At 44.4% G+C, this 21,085-nt stretch carries 19 protein-coding genes and 1 tRNA gene; 1 reads left to right on the top strand and 19 read right to left on the bottom strand.

The genetic code is table 11. The features are described from left to right. Positions 1-3 precede the first annotated feature (3 nt). The 14 genes from PHV77_03630 to PHV77_03565 form a co-directional block, all read right to left on the bottom strand. The gene (locus PHV77_03630) at positions 4-1,305 is read right to left on the bottom strand and encodes a nucleotide sugar dehydrogenase (protein MDD5504388.1); all 1,302 of its coding nucleotides are present in this window, start codon (positions 1,303-1,305) and stop codon (positions 4-6) included. Continuing rightward, positions 1,290-2,393: a UDP-N-acetylglucosamine 2-epimerase (non-hydrolyzing) gene (gene wecB / locus PHV77_03625; GenBank protein MDD5504387.1), complete on the bottom strand. Its 1,104-nt coding sequence runs from the start codon at positions 2,391-2,393 to the stop codon at positions 1,290-1,292. Before wecB ends, PHV77_03630 begins: the two co-directional genes overlap by 16 nt. Position 2,394: 1 nt before the next feature. Continuing rightward, positions 2,395-3,372 carry a dTDP-glucose 4,6-dehydratase gene (gene rfbB / locus PHV77_03620; GenBank protein ID MDD5504386.1) on the bottom strand — a complete coding sequence of 326 codons (978 nt, stop codon included), beginning with the start codon at positions 3,370-3,372 and terminating at the stop codon, positions 2,395-2,397. A 124-nt stretch (positions 3,373-3,496) separates the two neighbouring features. Continuing rightward, positions 3,497-4,657, bottom strand: coding sequence for a DegT/DnrJ/EryC1/StrS family aminotransferase (locus PHV77_03615; GenBank protein MDD5504385.1), 1,161 nt, complete (start codon positions 4,655-4,657; stop codon positions 3,497-3,499). A 52-nt stretch (positions 4,658-4,709) separates the two neighbouring features. Then, complete coding sequence (locus PHV77_03610; protein ID MDD5504384.1) at positions 4,710-5,447, bottom strand: sugar phosphate nucleotidyltransferase; 738 nt, start codon at positions 5,445-5,447, stop codon at positions 4,710-4,712. 13 nt (positions 5,448-5,460) lie between these two features. Next, positions 5,461-5,907: a dTDP-4-dehydrorhamnose 3,5-epimerase family protein gene (locus PHV77_03605; protein ID MDD5504383.1), complete on the bottom strand. Its 447-nt coding sequence runs from the start codon at positions 5,905-5,907 to the stop codon at positions 5,461-5,463. A gap of 94 nt (positions 5,908-6,001) precedes the next feature. Continuing rightward, the gene (locus PHV77_03600; GenBank protein MDD5504382.1) at positions 6,002-7,312 is read right to left on the bottom strand and encodes a UDP-glucose/GDP-mannose dehydrogenase family protein; all 1,311 of its coding nucleotides are present in this window, start codon (positions 7,310-7,312) and stop codon (positions 6,002-6,004) included. Between the two features lie 105 nt (positions 7,313-7,417). Continuing rightward, a complete protein-coding gene (locus tag PHV77_03595) occupies positions 7,418-9,619 on the bottom strand; it encodes a hypothetical protein (GenBank protein ID MDD5504381.1) in 2,202 nt (733 codons plus the stop codon). 95 nt (positions 9,620-9,714) lie between these two features. Beyond that, on the bottom strand, positions 9,715-10,680 hold the full coding sequence (locus PHV77_03590) for an ROK family protein (protein ID MDD5504380.1): 966 nt from the start codon (positions 10,678-10,680) through the stop codon (positions 9,715-9,717). A 33-nt stretch (positions 10,681-10,713) separates the two neighbouring features. Continuing rightward, positions 10,714-12,105 carry a sensor domain-containing diguanylate cyclase gene (locus PHV77_03585; GenBank protein MDD5504379.1) on the bottom strand — a complete coding sequence of 464 codons (1,392 nt, stop codon included), beginning with the start codon at positions 12,103-12,105 and terminating at the stop codon, positions 10,714-10,716. After that, a complete protein-coding gene (locus PHV77_03580; protein MDD5504378.1) occupies positions 12,093-13,529 on the bottom strand; it encodes a sensor domain-containing diguanylate cyclase in 1,437 nt (478 codons plus the stop codon). Before PHV77_03580 ends, PHV77_03585 begins: the two co-directional genes overlap by 13 nt. A 6-nt stretch (positions 13,530-13,535) precedes the next feature. Next, a complete protein-coding gene (gene ugpC, locus PHV77_03575) occupies positions 13,536-14,639 on the bottom strand; it encodes a sn-glycerol-3-phosphate ABC transporter ATP-binding protein UgpC (protein MDD5504377.1) in 1,104 nt (367 codons plus the stop codon). A 3-nt stretch (positions 14,640-14,642) separates the two neighbouring features. Beyond that, the gene (accD, locus tag PHV77_03570) at positions 14,643-15,500 is read right to left on the bottom strand and encodes an acetyl-CoA carboxylase, carboxyltransferase subunit beta (protein ID MDD5504376.1); all 858 of its coding nucleotides are present in this window, start codon (positions 15,498-15,500) and stop codon (positions 14,643-14,645) included. A 67-nt stretch (positions 15,501-15,567) separates the two neighbouring features. Then, positions 15,568-16,203 carry a corrinoid protein gene (locus tag PHV77_03565; protein MDD5504375.1) on the bottom strand — a complete coding sequence of 212 codons (636 nt, stop codon included), beginning with the start codon at positions 16,201-16,203 and terminating at the stop codon, positions 15,568-15,570. A gap of 179 nt (positions 16,204-16,382) precedes the next feature. Between PHV77_03565 and PHV77_03560 the strand changes: the two genes are divergently transcribed. After that, positions 16,383-16,468, top strand: a tRNA-Leu gene (locus PHV77_03560). Here the strand turns inward: PHV77_03560 and PHV77_03555 are convergent. The 5 genes from PHV77_03555 to PHV77_03535 form a co-directional block, all read right to left on the bottom strand. Continuing rightward, positions 16,447-16,851 (bottom strand): response regulator, encoded by a 405-nt coding sequence (locus PHV77_03555; GenBank protein ID MDD5504374.1) that lies wholly within the window; start codon positions 16,849-16,851, stop codon positions 16,447-16,449. The two genes, PHV77_03560 and PHV77_03555, sit on opposite strands and share 22 nt — an antisense overlap. Positions 16,852-17,102: 251 nt before the next feature. After that, on the bottom strand, positions 17,103-17,567 hold the full coding sequence (gene def, locus PHV77_03550; protein MDD5504373.1) for a peptide deformylase: 465 nt from the start codon (positions 17,565-17,567) through the stop codon (positions 17,103-17,105). Further along, positions 17,568-19,343, bottom strand: a complete 1,776-nt coding sequence (locus tag PHV77_03545) for a phosphoenolpyruvate carboxykinase (GTP) (GenBank protein ID MDD5504372.1) — start codon at positions 19,341-19,343, stop codon at positions 17,568-17,570. It lies immediately after the preceding gene. A 230-nt stretch (positions 19,344-19,573) separates the two neighbouring features. Next, positions 19,574-20,554, bottom strand: a complete 981-nt coding sequence (locus tag PHV77_03540; protein MDD5504371.1) for a CPBP family intramembrane metalloprotease — start codon at positions 20,552-20,554, stop codon at positions 19,574-19,576. Positions 20,555-20,592: 38 nt separating this feature from the next. Then, complete coding sequence (locus PHV77_03535) at positions 20,593-21,042, bottom strand: GatB/YqeY domain-containing protein (GenBank protein MDD5504370.1); 450 nt, start codon at positions 21,040-21,042, stop codon at positions 20,593-20,595. Positions 21,043-21,085 lie beyond the last annotated feature (43 nt).

The following is a 21,085-nucleotide window of genomic DNA, read 5'->3' as shown; positions in this document are numbered from 1 at the left end:
GAATTAAAGTTTTATTATGCGGTCTGAATATATACCAACTTTCGCGAAAGCGTTCCGAGCGTCAAATATAAGCCTCGTATTTTTGGCTATAAACCCATAGTTAAACCTCTGATGATCGGTGACCAATACGGCCAGGTCATGCTTTTTAAAAACGGCGGGAGAAAGCTTTACCGATTCAAGCCGGGCATTATGGGTATCCAGATACGGTATATACGGGTCATAGTAAGAAACGCGGGCGTTTCCATTTTGCAGTATTTTTATAATATCTAATGCCGGCGATTCCCTTAAATCCTTTATATCTTTTTTATAGGTCACTCCTAATATGAGTATCCGTGCCGCGGCAAGTTTTATCTTTTTATCCGCCAGAATTCTGCTTACCCTCTCTGAAACGTAATGCGGCATAAAAATATTGGTCTTTGAAGCAAGGTTTATCATGCTTGTCTTAAAACCAATCTTTTTGGCTTTCCAGGAAAGATATAAAGGATCGCAGGGCAGGCAATGCCCTCCGATTCCGGGCCCAGGATAAAAAGGCATAAAACCAAACGGTTTGGTGCTTGCCGCCTCAATGACCTCCCATACGTCAATGTTCAGCCTGTGGCATAACATTGCGAATTCATTGACAAGACCTATATTAACGTTCCTGAATGTGTTTTCAAGCAGTTTAACCATTTCAGCGGTTTCGGCGGAAGAAACGCGTATCACCCTGCCTACGGCCTTCTCATAAAGACTGGCCGCAAGTATGCCTGAAAATTTGCTGATACCGCCTGTTACTTTAGGTATACCTGAAAACGAATATTTTTTGTTTCCGGGGTCTATCCGCTCGGGCGAGAAAGCCAGAAAAAAATCCTTTTCCGGCAGCAGGCCTTTTTTCCCAAGGATAGGCAGCATTATATCACGGGTGGTTCCGGGATATGTAGTGCTTTCCAATATGATAAGCTGGCCGGGCCTTAGCTTATCGGATATAGCCCGTGTTGCTTTTAATATAAAAGACATATCGGGCGTCTTATTGACTCGCAAAGGGGTTGGAACGCATATTATGATAATATCCGATTCGGACAAGACATCAGCATTATCAGAAGGCTGGAATTTATCCGACACGGACATTATATCCTTACCGCATATATCATCTATATAAGAATGCCCTGATTTCAATGCGCCTATCCTGGAAGCCTTGGTATCATAACCGTAAACAAAAAAACCTTTTCTGGCAAACTCTATCGCAATGGGAAGCCCTACATAACCAAGCCCTAAAACGCATAATTTAGCGCGCTTTGTCTTGATAAGATTGGTCAACCTTTTAAACATATATTCTCCTGTTGTCTTAATATAATTTTGGTAATTTTCTCGGCGGCCTTACCGTCCCATTCCGGTATCGGCTCCGCTTTTTTCCATCTGCCGGCGAGTATGTCATTTACTGCCTTCAAGGCCCTGGCCTTATTCAAACCGACTATTAAGTTAGTACCCTTTTTGACGGTAACAGGCCTTTCGGTTGTATTCCTTAAAGTCAGACAGGGTATGTCCATTACGGTCGCCTCTTGCTGTATGCCGCCAGAATCTGTCATAATAAGCCTGGCCCTTTGAAGTAATTTATGAAAATCCACGTATCCTAAAGGCTGGCAGGAAATCACACCATTAAGTTTAAACCCAAACTCTGCCATCATTTTTTTTGTCCTTGGATGCATGGGAAAAATAATCTTTACGGCCTTTGCGGCCGAATTAAGTATATCAACAATTTTTTTCAGGTTATCCTGACAGTCAACATTAGACGGCCTGTGAACCGTGGCAACGGCATAATCATTATTTTTCAATCCCAAATCCTTCAGTATGCGGGATTTACCAATTGCTGTTTTGCATATATAAAAAGCGTCTACCATGGTATCTCCTACGAGAAATATCTTTGAGGAATCTATGCCTTCTCTTAAAAGATTTGTATTGGCATAGCTTTCGGTAGTAAAAAGATAATCCGATATGTGGTCCGTAAGAAGCCTGTTTATCTCCTCCGGCATATTTTTATCAAACGAACGAAGCCCTGCCTCCACATGAGCTATTTTTATATGAAGCTTTGAAGCGGCGAGAGCGGCGGCAAGCGTGGAATTCACATCACCGACTACCACCACGAGGTTAAAACTACTGCGAAGCAATATCTTCTCTATCGCCTCCATAACCCTGGCAGTCTGTCTGCCATGAGGCCCTGATCCTATACCCAAATTTATGCCAGGCTTAGGCAAGTCAAAATCCGAAAAAAATACATCGGACATCAATTTGTCATAATGCTGGCCAGTATGCACCAAACTGTATTTAATACTGCTTCGGTATTTTCTAAACGCCCTGATAAGAGGCATGATCTTCATAAAATTAGGCCGGGCCCCGGCAACCAGCATGATGTTAATCATATTACCACCTTATAATATTTGCCCGGCGTTTCAAATCCTGCCACCAATTAGTGTTTTTCATATACCATTGCGCGGTCAGCATTAACGCTTTATCAAAATCAAACAAAGGCCTCCAGCCCAGGGCTTTAATCTTTTTTGAATCCATAGCGTATCTGGTGTCGTGGCAAGGCCTGTCATTGACAAAACTAATCAACCGCTCGCCGCGGCCTATAATACGCAATATCTCTTTGGCTATATTTATGTTTTTTATTCTCCTGTCTCCTGATATATTATAAATATTTCCAGGACGGGCCTTGCGCATGACATAGTCAATTCCGGAACAATTATCAATTACATAAAGCCAGTCTCTTACATTCTTGCCTCTTCCATACACGGGCAGGGGCTTACCTTCTATAGCATTTGTTAAAAAAAGCGGTATCATTTTCTCCGGATACTGGTAGGGCCCGAAATTATTGGAACTCCTTGTTATGATAACAGGCAGGCCGTATGTCTTATGATATGAACGGCATAACAGATCCGCCGCCGCCTTACTTGCCGCGTAAGGCGAATTCGGCATCAGGGCATCTTCTTCCTTTGAAAAACCCTTCTTGACGTCTCCATACACTTCGTCGGTTGATATCTGGATAAACCTGCTGACCTTGCATTTAACGGCCGCCTCCAGCAATACCCTCACGCCGTTAACATTCGTTTTTATAAACCCCTCCGGATCTTTTATTGATCTGTCCACATGGCTCTCAGCGGCAAAGTTAACAATAACATCACAGCCTTTTGCCGCCGGAAATACGGCATCCATATCGCATATATCGGCTTTGATAAACCTATAGCCTTTACGCGAGCCGATATCGGCTAAATTATTCCGGTTTCCGCAATAGGTCAGTTTATCCAGATTGGTGATACTGCAGCCGCCGTATCTGGAAAACATATACCTGATAAAATTACTGCCTATAAAACCGGCTCCGCCTGTAACCAGGACGCGCATTATATTCTCCTAAAAAATATTTTTACCCGTAAACCGGGCGCGGGCCGCGGCATGGCCTGCGCGGATACGGAACTGTTCCCGATACGCTTCAAACCCTTATCATCTTTCCGCGCCATTAGGCTTATCATAATATTCGTTTAACGGAATGGATGACATAATCCATCTGCTGCCGCGTCAATTCAGGATATACAGGCAATGTGAATACCGTATCCGCGGCTTTTTCGGATTGGGGTAAATCGCCTTTTTTGTAACGCAAATAGGAAAAACACGGCTGGAGATGCAGTGGTATGGGATAGAACACGCGGGAATCAATTCCCATTGCCTGCAGGTGCTTAATAATCCTATCCCGCATAGAGCTATCCGCGGCACGAAGTATATATTGATGATATATGTGCGTGTTGGTAACCGGCACATACGGGAGCGCCAGGCATGTATCTTTAAGGGCCTTATTATAATATAAAGCGTTTTCCATTCTTTTTTTATTCCAGGAATCCATATACTTTAATTTCACGCGCAGGACAGCCGCCTGTATAGCGTCAAGCCTGTTATTGCGCCCGATATATATGTGCCTATATTTGTTAGCAGCCTCTGAACCCTGATTGCGCAAACGGTAAAGCTTGTCGGCAGTGTCTTTATCGCGCGCGAGTATCATGCCAGCGTCTCCGAATGCCCCAAGATTCTTCCCCGGAAAAAAACTTATACTGCCGCAATCACCCATAGTCCCGGCCTTAACGGATTTTACGCTAGAGCCTTTACCAGACACGCCTGGCATGTATTCAGCGCCAAAAGCCTGCGCCGTATCTTCAACAACCTTGATCCCGTTATCTTTTGCCAATTCAATAATAGGGGCCATATCAGCGCACTGGCCGTAAAGATGAACAGGCACGATTGCCTTTATCGCGTTAAGCCCTGGCTTCTTTTTTAAATGCGCCTCTAACGCCTTGGAATCCATGCAATATGTCTTTGGATCAATATCTATAAAAACAGGACTGGCCCCGGCATGGACAACGGCGCTTGCGGTGGCATAGTAAGTAAATGCCGGGCACAGGACAAGGTCTTCACGGCCTATATCAAGGGCCTGCAAGGACAGCGTGATGGCGTCCGTTCCGTTTGAAACACCGATAGCAAAATTCGCGGCAGTGTAATTAATTATATCCTGTTCAAGCGCTCTTACACTGTCTCCAAGTATAAAAGAACCCTTGTCAATGACATCGCCTATTGCCCTGTCTATTTCCTTCCTTATAGGGTCAATCTGTGCCTTCATATCCAAGGCAGGTATTTTCATATTAGCCTCTTATTTTACTAAAACCAAGCCTATGCCGGTCCGCCAGCCGGCATTAAAGCCTTTTCTTGTTAAATTTTTTTGCCGCGAGATTATTTGCTCTTAAAAGCGATTTAAATGTCCCCGAATCAGTCCAAAATCCGGTCAAGATGTCATAGTGCATAAGGCCTCTTTTGATATAGACATTGTTTACATCCGTAATCTCAAGCTCGCCTCTTTTTGAAGGCCTCAAGTCCTTTATTATATCAAACACCGAACCGTCATACATATAGATACCGGTTACCGCGTATTTGGTTTTCGGCTTGGCCGGTTTTTCGGTAATCCTTAGTATCTTGTTCCCGGATCTGGTAAATTCAACAACACCGAAACGCTGGGGATCAGAAACTTTTTTAATCATTATTCTCGCTCCCCGGCCCTGGGCCTTAAATTTGTCAACCGAACGGCTGATCGACTGCTCAATAATATTATCCCCAAGAATTACAACGATATTCCCGTTATCGGCAAAATCCCTCGCCAGCCTAAGGGCATCGGCAATGCCTCCCTCGCCTTTCTGGTAAGCATATTCTATGTGCTCCAGCCCGAGCTCCTTGCCGTCGCCTAAAAGCCTTAAAAAATCGCCGGCATTTTTTCCACCGGTCACAACCATGACGTCTTTAATCCCTGCCTGGACAAGCGTCTGTATCGGATAATATATCATCGGCTTATCCCATACAGGCAATAAATGTTTATTGGTAACGGCCGTCAGCGGATGCAAACGGCTGCCAAGGCCTCCTGCCAGAACAATCCCTTTTATCGGTAAACTCATATTATTTTTCCCAGTCATAATCTATATCATTATCACGATCATCAACCCGGAATTCATCAGGGTCGTTGTGGTTATAGGCATAGGTCACCGTATTTATGACAATAGCTTCTTTTCTGCTTATACATTTAAAACCGTGATAGACCCCTGGAGGTATACGCACCACCATGGGCTCGTCAAGGCTTATTTCATACTCTTCTATTTGACCCGATGTCGGGGAATCTTTACGCGCGTCATAAAGAACAAGCCGCATTTTTCCCGAAACGCAGGTAAACGAATCGTATTGTTTTTTATGCCAATGCCATGCCTTGACGATACCGGGAAAGGCGGTTGTCATATATACCTGCCCAAAACGGATAAACATTTCATCGTCATCGCGCAATATCTCCATAAGCCTGCCGCGTTTATCCGGTATAATCTTCAATTTTTTCACCCTGACGTCTTGTATCATATGCACCCCGCGGATATATCAATCGCTTGCCAGGCTTACGCGCGTCAAGCGGTACTCAACCCCTTGCTAATGAGCATGCCTAAAAATAAAAACCTTAATTTCTGCCTATACTGACATAAACAAAACCAAGCTTGCGCATCTCGGCCGGGTCAAACATGTTCCTGCCGTCAACAACAATAGGCCTCTTTAGTATACGGCGCACCTTGGCCCAATCAAGCTTTCCGAATACAGGCCATTCGGTGGCTATCACCAGGCAATCAGCGCCTTTTGCCGCCTCATAACTGTCTTTGCAAAAAGAAACACCCCTCAATTCCTGCCCAGCCTTACCCATTGCCTCCGGGTCAAACACGGAAATTCGGGCGTGTTCTTTCTTCAGCATATTTATTACATCAATGGCAGGAGACAGTCTTATATCGTCCGTGTTGGGTTTAAAAGAAAGCCCTAAAACCGCGTTCTTTTTTCCCTCAATATTCCACACCGCCCTTTTTATCTTTCTAAAGAAAAATTCCTTCTGCTGTTCGTTTCCCCTGCCGACAGCCTTTAAAAGCTCCGGATTGTATCCCAGCCGTTCCGAGGCATGGATAAACGCGGAAAGGTCTTTGGGAAAACAAAACCCGCCGTAACCTAAACTCGCTTTTAAAAAATCGCGGCCTATCCTTCTGTCCATGCCGATACCCTCGGCGACTTTATCAATATCAGCCTTTGAAAGATCGCATATCCTTGACAAGGAGTTTACAAAGGATATCTTCATGGCCAAAAAAGAATTGGAAGCGTGCTTAATAAGCTCTGCGCTTTTGATATCCGTGAATATTATTTTAGTTTTTATTGACCTGTATATAGCAGCCATGGTATTTTTAGCGCGTTCCGTCTCTGCCCCTATTACTATCCTGTCTGGGCGCATAAAATCGTTTATCGCCGTTCCCTCCCTTAAAAATTCGGGATTTGACGCGATATCAAATTTAGCCCGCCTTTTTTTGAACATGCTTATGGTGGATTGGACCCAGTCGCCTGTCGTAATGGGAACTGTTGACTTCTGCACTATTAGTTTATAAGAATTCATATTTCTGGCAATTATTTCAGCCACATTCTCAACCGCGCTTAGATCCGCTTCTCCTTTGGCCCTCGGAGGAGTTCCTACCGCGATAAAAATTACCTTTGACATTTTTATGCCATAGGCAATATCATCGGAAAAAACAAGCCTGCCGCGCTTGACATTTTTTAATACAAGCGCCGAAAGCCCGGGTTCGTATATAGGCATCTGGCCCTGCCTTAGCATATCTATCTTTGACTTATCATTATCAACACAAATCACATTGTGCCCTATTTCAGCCAGGCATGCGCCGGTGACCAGGCCCACATAACCTGTGCCGATTACGGCTATCCTTTCACTGCCTTGTGGTTTCATTATAATTCTTTCTCCTTTTATCCGGTTAACTGCCGCTCAATAATGCGCGGGGCTTATCATCAAAATGCGGATAGAGCCCCTTTTTTTTATAAATCACAACCTGCTTTATTCGCCTGATTGGGAGCCGCCTTTTGGCCTGTGATAGGTCTTGCCAAATTCAAACGGCACATCAGGGAAGGCTTTAAGCCTGAAAATAAACATGATCTCCTGCCCGCTGTCTTTTGTGACATTAAATCTAATATCCATTTCCCAGCAGTGTAAATCTTTTGTTATTACATACTCCTGTTCCTTAAGGCTCTTTATCTGTTTTTCACCGTTACGCGTGGCTAAAAAATCCAAATCCTGATAAACGCTAATCCGCCATCCGGGCAGTAAATCAAGCTTTGCCTGGGCTATCAAATTATTGGCGCCGGCCTGATAACTGTGGCCTATTCCCAAAGACGCCTTTTTGCCAAGATTAAAATCAATATTATTATTTATTTGCTTAAGCCATTCGTGATGAAAACGCAGGTGAGGGTCAATGATCGCGTCCGATGTGGCCGTAAGCCAGCTATAGGGCTTTAATTCCAACTTAGCGGTAAAATCCCCAAACCGGGAACCGCTGTCATAGTTAAAATCATATGTGGTATTGATAAGAAGCATGGCCAAGTCAACCGTCTCTTGTTTATCAGGCCCTCTCTTGGTCTGAAGTTTGTTTTCAAGGCCCAGACTTATGGAACTTTTCCTCTCCACGCCACCGCTTAACATGATACTGCTATCCTTCGTGGGCTTTGAGATATGCAAATAGCCGAACAATGGGGTCAAAATATGGCGCAGTTTGTTTAATTCCACGCCCAAAGGAGAGCCGCAAATATCAAACATCTTATAGAATTTGGTACTGATATCCACCCCGGTATAAGCGGCCCCGCTTATAATGGCTTTATCCATATCTATCCGCCTATCAAGAAAAGTCTGCTTTGTCCCCGCATATGGCGTAACCGAGAGAAAGCCAAGATTAGCCTGATAGGAAAGCTGGTTATACGTATCAAAAATATTAGCATGCTGGGAATCTTCTATACTGCCGGGGTCATCATCCGTATGCCTGGGATAAACCTTGTTCATGTTCGCGGCCCTAAAATCACCCTTATAATAAAACCTTGTGCTCCCAAGGCGTTGATTGTGTATATTAAGTTTGGCCTCTGGCAAAAGCTCTGTCATCTGGTCAAATCTATTGACCCGTTTTTGAGTCAAAAGGCTTGCTGTGCCAATTTTCATGTTATGCGCGGCAAGGATATAAGAAAGCGGGCGCTCATCTTTTTCGTAATCACGGTAAAAATAATCCTTCAGGACATTGTAGTCTTCATATTTATGCAATTCCGCCGTCACAAGCGTATTCGCAGAAGCCTGCCACTGATGCCTGGCGCGCATAATATATTTCTGCCGTTCCGTCGTAGGCTGTCCGTCGTCTTTATCGGTCCATTTGCTGTAAAAATGGTCTCTCTTCAACTGCCTTTCATTTATATAATAGCCAAAAAGGCTGCCTCTGCCAAAAAGCTGGGTATCGTATATATAATCAGCCCCCACGGCAAGATCCTTCTTTTCGCGGTAATCAATGTGTATATAACCTTTCTGATTAGGGCTAAGATTGTACCGCCACGCTGAAAGCAGGTAATACCCCCAATCACTGCTCTTGCCAGGGACAAGAGAGACATTGGGCATATCATCACCTAAGGGATGGCAATAATAAGGGATCCACATGACAGGTATATCAAGCCCTTTTTGCGACAACGGATTAATCCACGCCAGCGCGTTATATGTGTTAATCATTTTGCCCGGGTAGACATCAATCTTATCGGCAGTTATTTTCCAATGAGGTATCTCATGATCACAGGTAGTAATGAGGCTCTTTCTTACTATAAATTCGTCTTCGCTAACCCTATCCGCCTGCCTGCCCTTGACAAACCATGGTAAAACCTGTCCCGAAAAATCACTCACACAGCCCGTGCTGTTCTTGAAATCATATTTTATTGTTTCTCCTTTAAACACATCGTCACCCTGGCTAAGGGTAACATTGCCCTGGGCAAGGACATTATAGCTTTCCGCCCATACCGACACCTTGTCGCAGGTCAGCTCAATATCCTTATACTTTATTATAACGTTTCCCGTGCCGACAACTTTTTTTTCCGACTCAAAATATTCAACCTGATCTCCGTCGCACTCAATGGGATCTTCTTCGGCATAAATAACGCCGCAGATAAACGATATACCTGTGGCGGACCAGATAAACAGGGCCGACATGAACACCGGAACAATTATTTTCTTAATCACAATTTTGACCTTTTGCAAAAACGGTTGGATCCGCCAAGGTTTTGCCGGCGCGGGCCAAAAAACCATCCCGGATACGGCACGGCGGGAAGGCGCGCCTAAATTCGTTCTTCGGAGAAAACAAGCGAAGCGGCACCTGCAATGCCCGCATCCTCAATAAATCTGGCTCTTTTGATTTTAAGGTCTTTGGTAAAAACACTCATTGCCCGGCGATTTACGGTATTTTTAACAGGATCCAATAAAAGCCTGCCCGCCTTTGAAAGCCCGCCTCCTATGACAATAATCTCGGGGTTGAATGTGTTTACTATGCCTGCCAGTCCGATACCCAATCTTTCACCCGCTTTACGCCATACGTTCAGGCAGAACTTGTCTCCGGAGGAAGCCGCCCTGTCAATAAGTTCAGGGGTGATATTTGAATACCTGCCGCGGGCAAGCTTCAATAACCCAGATCTGGCCCCGCGCTTCAAATCCTTTACGGCATCTTTAACAATATAACTATTCCCAACAAAGGTTTCTATACAGCCATTGGAGCCGCAATTACATTTAGGCCCGTTTATATCTATACAAATGTGGCCCATCTCAACCGCTGAATAGCCTCTTCCCCTGAATATTTTGCCGTCTATGATTACAGCCGAGCCCACACCCGAACCCAGCGTTATACAAACCGCATTATCATAGCCTCTGGCCGCTCCCCATCGGGCCTCTCCGGCACAGGCCGCGTTCGCGTCATTATCCACATATACCGGCAGGCCAAGCCTCGCCTTCATAATATCACCGAGACGGACCATTTTCCAACCGTTTATATTTGTCAGGCTATGCACCACACCTTTACGATAATCAACGGGGCCGGGCACGCCTATGCCTATGCCTGATACGCGCGGAAAATACGGGGCCATAATATCTTTCGCGGCAAAGACCAACCTGTCTATAGGCCTGCCGCTTGAGGCATATTCCTTGCTTAAGAACGCGGCCTTGACAATGATATGTCCGCGGGCATCAAGCAGACCGACTTTCGTAAAAGTAGCGCCGAGGTCAATACCTACAGCCAAATCTTTTTTGTCCATAATCTTTATCCCGGACGGACGGCAATACGGCGGTCATTTCTTTCTGCCAAAACCGTACACAACCACCTTGTTCCTGCCCGAATCTTTCGCCTTATAGAGCATCTGATCGGCCCTGTCCATAAGCTGGTTAATTTCGTCAGCATCGTCAGGGTAAGTGGCAATACCTATGCTTATATTAACATCTATCTTTTCGTCATAGGCATTTATCCCCGAACTGCTTACAGCCTTGCGCAGTCTCTCGCCTACAATAAATGCCCCGTTTTTCGTGGTTTGGGGTAATAAGACGGAAAATTCCTCGCCTCCATACCTGCCCATAATATCTATCTCGCGCAAGCTGTTCTTGATTATTGAAGCGGTTTCACGTAAAATCACGTCTCCGACCAAATGACCGAATTTATCATTGCATTGTTTGAACCGGTCAATGTCTATCATGAGAAAAGACAATTTGGTGTTAAAATGCCTTGCCCTGGCAAGCTCTTCTTTAAGCCTCTCAAGAAAATGCCTGCGCACAAATGTATCCGTAAGGCCGTCAGTAATGGCAAGCTCCTGCACAAGCTCATAAAGCCTTATCCTCTCAAGAACAATAGCAAACTGGTGGCTCAATATTATAAACCTTATCATATCGGCAGACAAGGGCCCTTCAATTAAAAAAACCCCGTTTAACCTGTCGCCTGCCACAAGAGGAATGGCAATATATGTCTTTATCCCGTCCGGCAGGTTTATCGGTTCCGGAGAGGTCATATTGGCATCCCTGTCTATTAACAAAGGCCCTTTCCTGTCTTTCATATAATCGCATGCCGCTTCTTCATAATTACTTAATACGCAACCCGTATTTATATCTTGCTCCAGATCAAAAACTTTATCTATTTTAGGCTCTTTCTCCTTGAATGAAAATATGATTATTTTGCATTTCTGGAAATCAAAATACCCGGTTATTGATTTCCTCATACTTGCTATAAGCTCTTCAACCGTGTTCGCCGCAATCATCTCTTTAGGGGCCTGGTAAAGACTGATTATATCGTGGACCGCTTTTTCAAGATAAAGTTTCTGGCCTTTCAGTTCTTCATCAAGCTTGTAAAACGACCTGTACTCCTCCTTGACCACATTCAAGACCTTTTCCTTTATGCCAAGCAGGGCCATCGTGGAATACCTTAACAGCGCGCCGGCCAGCGATACGGACAGAATGAGAACAATTGTCTGCAGGACTTCAGACAATTGAACGTTTAAAAATAAAAAACACGCGCACATCAATATTGAGAAAATAACAATGGCGCATGCCTCAACAGCGGTAAAAAATAAAACTGCCGTTGAGGCGATAGCGGCGGAAAAACTAAAAACCGGCCCGAAAAATTGCCCGTTCGCTATAAACAACGCGCAGGCGATAAATAAAACGCATATTAATATAAAAGATATCAGGCAGCGCATATTTTATTGCGCCCTTCCTTTTTAGCCTTATATAAAAGAAAATCGGCATTTTTTAGTAGATCATCTTTATCTTTCATCTCATCGGAGTAAGAGCAGACCCCGGCAGATATAGTCACGCTTGTCTCCTCGCGCCTTAACACGAATTTATATCCCGCGACGTCCTGTCTGATTTTTTCGGCAAGCCCTGCCGCCTTACGCAATTCAAGCCCGGGCAGAATAATCAAGAATTCTTCTCCGCCATACCTTGTAATAAACCCTGCGTGTTTTTTCATGACCCCTTCTATAATATGAGCTACCCCCAACAGCACCTTATCCCCGGCGGAATGGCCGTATTTATCGTTATAATCCTTAAAATGATCAATATCAATCATGATAACCGAAAGCTGGCTTTTGTCGGAACAAGCCCTGTCCACTTCATCATAAAGAAGTGTTTTCATATGCCTGTGGATATAAAAACCCGTCAGGGAATCTCTCGTTGAGAGGTCTTCAGTATCTTTATACAGGCGCGCGTTGTTGATGGAGCCGGAGGCAAGGTCTGAAACGAAATCCAAAAGCCTTAAATCATCAAACGAATAAGAGCCCCTCTGCCTGCTATTCAACCGCAGTATACCTATTATCCGCGACTGATTGATAATAGGAACACTGATTAAAGACTTGAAATCCCGCTCGCCCGCCAGCGGCTTATAATCAAACCTAAAATCTTCGTTTATGTCCTCAACGCTCAAGGTCTGCCTCTCCTTGAATACCCATTTGTCAAAGATGTCCCCATTTTTGGACTTTATCTTGGGCATGGGCGAAGATTTTTTGGACGCAACCAGTGAAAGCCTCTGTCTGGCCTCATCAACGATAAACAACAGAGCGGCGTCTGAACCCGGTATTATGTCGTAAGCGGTATCTACCGCCAGTTTGTATATGTTTTCAAGCGATATCCTGGCGCTAAAGTCTTCTCCTGTTTCTCTAAGCCGCCGGTATCTGCCTAAGCGCCCAAAGAAAGCGTTATTCAGCCTTTCCGTCTTTTCCCAATCCGACCTGACTAGATTTGATGCCTCTTTTATTTTTTGCGCCGCAACCATCTTCTTTTCAGCTTTGCGCGTATTGCGAAGCGCGAAAAACCACACACCTAAGGCGATCAAAGCCAGCACGCCGGAATACACATTATATAACCGGCGCCCGGTCAAGGCCGAAAGCAAGACGATAGAAACAACCGTTATGGGAAGAATTATAAAAACGGCCGCGGGCGGCGACAACACAGGCAACAGGATAATGAAAATCCCGGCCGTAACCGCGATATACGGTATTATTGAACAAAGATATTCGGGGTTGCTCTCAAAAACAAAAAATCCCGCAAGGATAAGATAGGTTGTCAAAACTGCTAACAGAGCCAGTATGCCCAATATAATAATTCTAAGTTTTAGGGGATACATACGTAACTATAGAATAGTTTTTTCTGTTTTGGGGTCAAAAAAATGAGCCTTTTTCATGTCAAAAACCACGTCCATTTCCTGATTAACAGTAGGCTTGTTATGGCCTCCCACGCGCGCAACAAAGGTGTGTTTGCCCGTATTAAGATATAAATATACTTCGGCACCCATAGGCTCTACTACTTCGCAGGTAACCGAGATGGTATTTTCAGGCGACGCATACTGGACAAAGAGCTTATCGTAAATATCCTCCGGCCTTATTCCCATGGTCACTTCCCTGTCGCGGTAATTTCCAAGTTTATCACGCATCTCGTCGGCAATCTTGACCATGAAGTTACCCTCATTAAAAAACAGCCTGCCTTCAGAGTTGATTATTATGCCGTTCATGAAATTCATCGGAGGAGATCCTATAAAACCTGCCACAAATTTATTAACAGGCCTGTCGTAAAGCGCTATAGGATCGGCTATCTGGTGGATAACGCCGTCTTTCATCACGGCTATCCTCGTACCCATTGTCATGGCCTCTACCTGATCGTGGGTCACGTAGACCATGGTTGTTTGAAGCCTTATATGCAGTTTGCTTATCTCCACCCTCATCTGGCCTCTCAACTTAGCGTCAAGGTTGCTAAGGGGCTCGTCAAATAAAAATACAATAGGCTTTCTTACTATCGCCCTGCCTACGGCAACGCGCTGGCGTTCTCCCCCCGATAATGCCTTGGGCCTTTTATTCAAGTGCTTTGTAATTCCCAGTATCTCTGCCGCATCCCTGACCCTCTGCTCTATTTCGGCCCTTGAATACCTGCGCAATTTTAGGGCAAAAGCCATATTTTCATAAACAGTCATATGGGGATAAAGAGCGTAATTTTGGAATACCATTGCTATATTGCGGTCTTTCGGGGGCACCCCATTCACCCTTTTATCGCCTATATAAAGATCGCCTTCGGTAGGGTCTTCAAGCCCTGCTATCATCCTAAGTATGGTGGATTTGCCGCAGCCTGAAGGGCCTACAAGCACTAAGAATTCTTTGTTTTCTATTCCGAGGCTGACATTATTAACGGCAAGCACATTACCCGAATAAGTTTTGGAAATATTTCTTAAACATACCTGCGCCATTTTTTATCGCTCCTTTTTTGAATATTCTATCAATAATGACAGGGTATTTTTCATGTCTTTTCTGGATACTATAGCATCCACAAAACCGTGTTCCAGCAAGAATTCGGATTTTTGAAATCCCTGGGGAAGCTTTTGACGTATGGTTTGTTCAATAACTCGCGGTCCGGTGAAACCTATCAATGATTTAGGTTCGGCTATAATAATATCCCCCAACGAGGCAAAACTTGCCAGAATACCGGCCATAGTAGGATTCGTAAGTATGGATATGAAAAACCCGCCCGCCCTGTCCAGCCTGGATAAGGCCGCCGATGTCTTGGCCATCTGCATAAGCGAAAACATCCCTTCATACATCCTTGCCCCGCCGCCTGAACCTGATATGACGATTACCGGTATCTCTTCTTTTTGGGCAAGCTCAATAGCCCTTGTGATTTTTTCACCAACAACCGATCCCATAGAACCCATTATGAATCTTGAATCCGTAACGGCAAGAACAACGTCGTTGCCGTTAATCTTGCCCGTGCCGTAAACCGCCGCTTCTTTCAATCCCGTAAGCTCTGAATCCTGTTTCAATTTTTCTTTATACGTCTTCGGGCCCTGAAAATCAAGCGGGTCAACAGATGCCAGTCCGCTGTCCAGTTCCACAAAACTACCCTTGTCCAGCGTAATATCTATTCTCTTCTGTATGTTCAATACAAAATGATAGTTGCATTTCGCGCATACCATAAAATTCTCTTCAAGCGTCTTGTTGAATATGATTTCGCCGCAGTCTTCGCATTTAGTCCACAGGCCGTCGGGAAAATTGCTCTTCCTGATACCCCTGTTAGGATTCTTGTTGATTTGTTTATGTTTACTGAAAAACATGAGTGCTTTTCCCTTATGGCCCTTTTACCTGTTAAAAAATCAGCCTGTGCGATAAGCTTGGCGCCGGCTACGACAGGCCTAATAGTTCCTTTGCTTTATCAACAGCCGACGAAGCGTCCTGGGCATATCCGTCAGCTCCGATGTAGTCAGCGTATTCCTGTGTAACCGGAGCCCCGCCTATTATTGTTTTTATGCGGCCGTGCAAGCCCTTTTGCTTAAGCTTTTCCACTACCGTCTTCATGGAAGGCATGGACGTGGTAAGAAGAGATGACATCGCTATTAAAGACGCGTTGGAGGATAGTGCCTTGTCAATAAAAACATCCGCGGATACATCTATACCGATATCAATCGCGTTAAAACCCGCGCCTTTTAGCATCATGACAACCAGATTTTTACCTATGTCGTGGAGATCGCCTTTAACAGTCCCGATTACGATAGTCGCCTTAGGCTCAACCCCGGAGCTTGCCAAAAAAGGCTCTAATACCGTCAAGGCTGAATGCATGGCCTTGGCCGCTATCAAGACCTCCGGCACGAATATTTCATTCAGCTTGAATTTGGCTCCTACTCTTGACATCCCCGCTATCAAGCCGTTTTCTAATATATCCCTGGGCGACTCGCCTTCCGAGACCGCCTGGCTTACCAATCGCAATGTCAGGTTTATATTGCCGTCAAATACAGCGTCGTTTATCTTCTGCCAATCCAATTTCACATCCTTTTATAAGTATAAATTTAGGATATATAATAACATATAAAAATTTGCATGGCAACAAAAAATTAACAGCGGATACGATAACGGGCTAACTTGTGTAAATACCGGCCTAAACTACCGGGGTTTTAAACAGTTGACAAACCTTACCATGATTTAGTATACTTTAACCCAAAGCGGAAGTGGCGGAACTGGCAGACGCGCTAGCTTCAGGAGCTAGTGGGCACAACCCTTGGGGGTTCAACTCCCCCCTTCCGCACCATATTTTTTCGGTACAGTGCTCAAAAGAACCTGAAACGTGTTAATTATCTGCGCCAAAGGCAGATTTTTATTAATATATCCGATTGACCCCAATTTCATGGCCTTATTTATCAGATTATCATCATAACCGTAAGCTGTCAGCATGATTACCGGCAGGAGGGGGCATTTTTGTTTTATACGGGATAATACCTCTGTCCCGTCCATACCCGGCATTCCGATATCCAGTAAAACGATATCGGGTTTGACTCTATCAATCGCCGTTAAAGCGTCTGCCCCTGTGGAAACGGTTTCAATATCATAACCTTTTTTGGAAAAGAGGTCATTTAAGAACTCCCTGGCACCCTGTTCATCATCTACGGCAAGTATCTTTATACTGCAGGCCATAATATCCCTCCTTATGCGCTAAAAAGTCTTTGTATATTCATAAAAAAGCCGCGCGCCAAACCTTTAATGCCATGGTCCCAACTGGGCGCATACCGTCTTTTGCGAAAATAAATTAATAACAGAATTATGTAAAAAAAGCAAATTCCGTATTTTTAAAAACTACGCAAGATATTCTAAAGCCGCATCCAAAAATTATCCGGTATGTTTTGCAAATACAGCCTTCAGGACGCGGAGGCAGACAAAAAGATGTTTTATTTGGAAAAAATTTTTTTATAAAACGGCAGGTAATCTATTATGAGCTTTCCGTTTAGATGGTCTATCTCCTGCCCAAAGGCATGAGCAAGAAGGCCGCCGTTTACGTTCAACGCGCATCGCTTGCCTTTGTCGTCAAGCGCTGAAACAACAAGCTTTTTTTTTCTGCTTACCTTAACATATGTATTGGGCAGTGAAAGACAGCCTTCTTCCATCAGGGAAGTTCCTTCAGCTTTTATTATTTCAGGGTTTACCAGCTTCAAGAGCTCCTGGCCCGTGTCAATAACAATAACTCTGATATCCATGCCCACTTGAGAAGCAGCCAGGCCTACGCCATTGGCGGCATACATAGTCATGGCCATATCATCAAGCAGTTTTCGTATCTCGGTATTAACCACTTCCACTTTTCGGCATTTTTTACGCAAACATGGATCAGGGTATTTTATAATATTTAATATAGCCATTTAAAAATCAAGCCGTTTTTTAAGCGCGGCGTGCTCTTTCAAAAGCTCCTTGGGCAGGTCTCTGCCAAAAGCGTCTAAAAAATCTTTCTGGGATTCCAGCTCCTGCTTCCATTGAAGCGGATTTATTTCAAACAGCTCTTTGATGGCGCCGTCTTTGAGTTTAAGCCCCGATATATCCAAGTCTTTGGCATACGGTAAATATCCTATAGGGCTTTTCTTAGCCTTCGCATTACCATTACACCTATTAAGTATCCACTCCAGAACACGCAAATTTTCTCCATAACCAGGCCAGATAAAATTACCTTTGTTGTCCCGCCTGAACCAATTAGCGTGAAATATCCTCGGAGGTTTTGCCATCTTTTTCCCCATATCAAGCCAATGCTTAAAATATTTTGACATATTATAACCGCAGAATGGCAGCATTGCCATAGGATCGCGCCTTACCTCGCCTTGTTTGCCGTATTGGGCGGCCGTGCGTTCCGATGCCATGGTAGCGCCTAAATATACGCCATGCTGCCAATCAAACGATTCATATACGAGAGGGGCTACCTGCGCCCTTCGGCCGCCAAATATAATAGCTGATATGGGCACACCATGGTGCTGTTCCAAGCGGTATGATATGGATGGGCATTGAATAGCCGGCGCCGTAAATCTGCTGTTAGCATGGGCGCCTTTTAACACATTGCCTTCATCATCAAGCATGCCCGGATGCCACGGAAAACCTCTCCAGTCTATGCCTTCCTTCGGCTCCGGGTCATCGCCATCCTCCCACCAGACAGTATTATCGTTTCTTAAAAGCACGTTCGTAAATATAGTATTCTTGCTTATTGTCTCAACCGCGTTGGGATTTGTCTTCCTGTTAGTACCGGGAGCGACCCCAAAAAAACCCCATTCAGGGTTTATCGCCCAAAGGCGTCCGTCCGAATCCACCCTCATCCAGGCGATATCATCACCCACCGTCCATACCTTATACCCCTTTTTCTTCATTCCATCCGAGGGGACAAGCATAGCGAGATTTGTTTTGCCGCAAGCGCTGGGAAACGCGGCCGCTATATAATCTATGCGGCCATTCGGTTGTTCAATCCCCATTATTAGCATGTGTTCCGCCAACCAACCCTCCTTTTGGGCCTGATAGCTGGCTATACGAAGAGACAGGCATTTTTTGCCTAATAATACGTTACCGCCATAGCCCGAGCCAACGCTCCATATGGCATTATCCTGCGGTATATGCAGTATCATGCGGCGCTTAATGTCCAAGTCCGCTTTACCGTGCAGGCATTTTGTAAATACCCCGCTCTCTCCCAGCTGTTCCAAAACCTTATCGCCTACCCTGGTCATAATATACATATTGAGGACAACGTATATACTGTCAGTTATCTCAATACCTATTTTACTGAATTCCGAACCGATAGGGCCCATTGAAAAGGGGATTATATACATAGCGCGCCCTTTCATGGAACCGGATAATATCTTTGACGCTTTTGCGTAGGCCTCATCAGGCGGCATCCAGTTGTTCGTAGGGCCTGCCGCTTTACGGGTAGAAGTGCAAATAAACGTAAGGTTTTCGGTGCGCGCGACATCGTCTAAAGCAGTCCTGTGCAAAAGACAGCCGGGTAATTTTTTTTGGTTAAGCCGGATAAACTCTCCTGACGCCACCGCCTGGTCTTCAAGCTCTTTTTTCATCCGTTCCGAACCGTCAACCCAAACAATCGTATCCGGCTTACATAACTTCACGCATTCTTTGACCCAATTATTCAGCATTTTATGCTTAACCATTTAAGCCTCCAAAAAGAATCATATTATCATACAATAATATATATATTCACGCAATCAAAAATATGCATCCGGTAAAAATATTAGTAAAATCACAACGTTCGGAAAATGACCGGACGCGGGTATATCCGATCAAGGCCAAGATATATTTTTTGTTACCGGGCCAATAGACAAAGCGGACTATTTCATTTTAAAAACAGGCTTACGCAGCAGGAAAAAACAAAAAAATGACCTTAAGTAAAAATTTTCTTACGGGGTATGGACAGCAACAGCAACAGGCCGATCAAAAGACACGCATACCAGAGTATCGTAAACTGAAAAATCGCCTTCGGCGAGACAAACTCTATATATTGCCCTATGCCGGGATTGTTTTCAAAAGCAAAAAAACTCCTCCATATCCCGTTTACGATACCATGGCATATAATAGGCGCCAGCAAATTCCTGCTCTTAAGAAACAGAACCGCGAAGATAGAACCTGTAATAAAATTACCTATAAACAATATTATTATCTCATCCATACCGTTTCCGTCAAACAGGCTAAATGACGTGCGCCATAACGCGTAACAAACCGAAGAAATAATAATAGCGTGCGCCTCTGTCTTGTAAAGAAACTTTTGCATCAGATAGCCTCTAAATGCGGGCTCTTCGCATACGGCCTGAAAAAAAATTGATACAATCACCCAATACATGGAATTGGTAAAAACGATATTCCCAATTTTGTCGCCGGGCAAGACAAACGTCAATACTTTAAAATAACTGCCCAGGCCGAGCGTCAAGCCGGTTGCCGCCAGAGGAACAAATATCCCAAGGAACAAAAACCTAAGGCTTATTTTCATCCTGACAAACAGATGGTAATGGATTATGGCCCCTGCAAGCAAAACGTTTATAATAACCGGGTCCCAGCCGTTAAAAGATATCTGCCCCGTATGCATGCCCCATACAAGGATAAATTCAAACATCAAAAAAGAGCTTATCCAGCCGTATGCCTTAAGTTTTCTATAAGGATAACTTTTGGAATACAGCCACAATATAGGTTTTTTATCGCAGAGAGATTGGAATAAAAATGCCGTCAGGCCGGCAAAAAAAGGCAAAAACATGACCAGGGTCTTATGGCCTGCCCTGATTGCGGACACGTTAACCCAAAGTGCCAGCATTAACAAGCACAATATAAAATAAACCGGATTTACACCCTTATCACGCAAATTAACAGCCATTATGAACAGTCCCCTCCGTTACCTTGGCCGATCAAGACTCACTCTATCTTTGAAAGTTCCGCTTTTGTAATGGAACTTACCATGGAGGCATCGGCGGCGCCTTTTGTCTTAGACAACACACACTTGATAACATTACCCATATCCTTAACGGAAGCCGCCTTGACTTCGGCCATAGATTCCTTGACAATAAGCAGCAGCTCCTCCATACTTAACGATTTAGGCAGGTAAACGGACAGTATGTTTATCTCCAATTGCTCTTTTTCCACCAAATCCATGCGATTGCCCTGACGAAAACCCTCTATAGAATCCCTTCTCTGTTTAATCTGTCTCTTGATAACGGATATGACGTCTTCATCATCAAGCTCTTTTCTTTTTTCAATAGAAAGGTTCTGCATGGCGGATTTAAGGAACCTTAACGTTGACACTGTCGCGGCATCCCTGTTTTTTAAGGCGTTTTTCAAGTCGCTATCTATCCTGTCTTTAAGCATATTTCCTCCATTGGCATAACAAAAACTGTTTTAAAACAAAATA

The sequence above is a fragment of the Candidatus Omnitrophota bacterium genome (assembly GCA_028716165.1).
Lineage (GTDB): Bacteria > Omnitrophota > Gorgyraeia > JABMRG01 > JABMRG01 > JAQUQI01.
Note: the sequence above shows the minus strand (reverse complement) of the source record. Positions and strands in the feature narration are given on the sequence as shown.

What these genes read in the sequence shown, in the direction of transcription:
- PHV77_03630 (MDD5504388.1), bottom strand. Translation starts at nt 1,305, where the DNA reads ATGTTTAAAAGGTTGACCAATCTTATCAAGACAAAGCGCGCTAAATTA.
- wecB (MDD5504387.1), bottom strand. Translation starts at nt 2,393, where the DNA reads ATGATTAACATCATGCTGGTTGCCGGGGCCCGGCCTAATTTTATGAAG.
- rfbB (MDD5504386.1), bottom strand. Translation starts at nt 3,372, where the DNA reads ATGCGCGTCCTGGTTACAGGCGGAGCCGGTTTTATAGGCAGTAATTTT.
- PHV77_03615 (MDD5504385.1), bottom strand. Translation starts at nt 4,657, where the DNA reads ATGAAAATACCTGCCTTGGATATGAAGGCACAGATTGACCCTATAAGG.
- PHV77_03605 (MDD5504383.1), bottom strand. Translation starts at nt 5,907, where the DNA reads ATGATACAAGACGTCAGGGTGAAAAAATTGAAGATTATACCGGATAAA.
- PHV77_03600 (MDD5504382.1), bottom strand. Translation starts at nt 7,312, where the DNA reads ATGAAACCACAAGGCAGTGAAAGGATAGCCGTAATCGGCACAGGTTAT.
- PHV77_03590 (MDD5504380.1), bottom strand. Translation starts at nt 10,680, where the DNA reads ATGGACAAAAAAGATTTGGCTGTAGGTATTGACCTCGGCGCTACTTTT.
- PHV77_03585 (MDD5504379.1), bottom strand. Translation starts at nt 12,105, where the DNA reads ATGCGCTGCCTGATATCTTTTATATTAATATGCGTTTTATTTATCGCC.
- PHV77_03580 (MDD5504378.1), bottom strand. Translation starts at nt 13,529, where the DNA reads ATGTATCCCCTAAAACTTAGAATTATTATATTGGGCATACTGGCTCTG.
- ugpC (MDD5504377.1), bottom strand. Translation starts at nt 14,639, where the DNA reads ATGGCGCAGGTATGTTTAAGAAATATTTCCAAAACTTATTCGGGTAAT.
- accD (MDD5504376.1), bottom strand. Translation starts at nt 15,500, where the DNA reads ATGTTTTTCAGTAAACATAAACAAATCAACAAGAATCCTAACAGGGGT.
- PHV77_03555 (MDD5504374.1), bottom strand. Translation starts at nt 16,851, where the DNA reads ATGGCCTGCAGTATAAAGATACTTGCCGTAGATGATGAACAGGGTGCC.
- def (MDD5504373.1), bottom strand. Translation starts at nt 17,567, where the DNA reads ATGGCTATATTAAATATTATAAAATACCCTGATCCATGTTTGCGTAAA.
- PHV77_03545 (MDD5504372.1), bottom strand. Translation starts at nt 19,343, where the DNA reads ATGGTTAAGCATAAAATGCTGAATAATTGGGTCAAAGAATGCGTGAAG.
- PHV77_03540 (MDD5504371.1), bottom strand. Translation starts at nt 20,554, where the DNA reads ATGGCTGTTAATTTGCGTGATAAGGGTGTAAATCCGGTTTATTTTATA.
- PHV77_03535 (MDD5504370.1), bottom strand. Translation starts at nt 21,042, where the DNA reads ATGCTTAAAGACAGGATAGATAGCGACTTGAAAAACGCCTTAAAAAAC.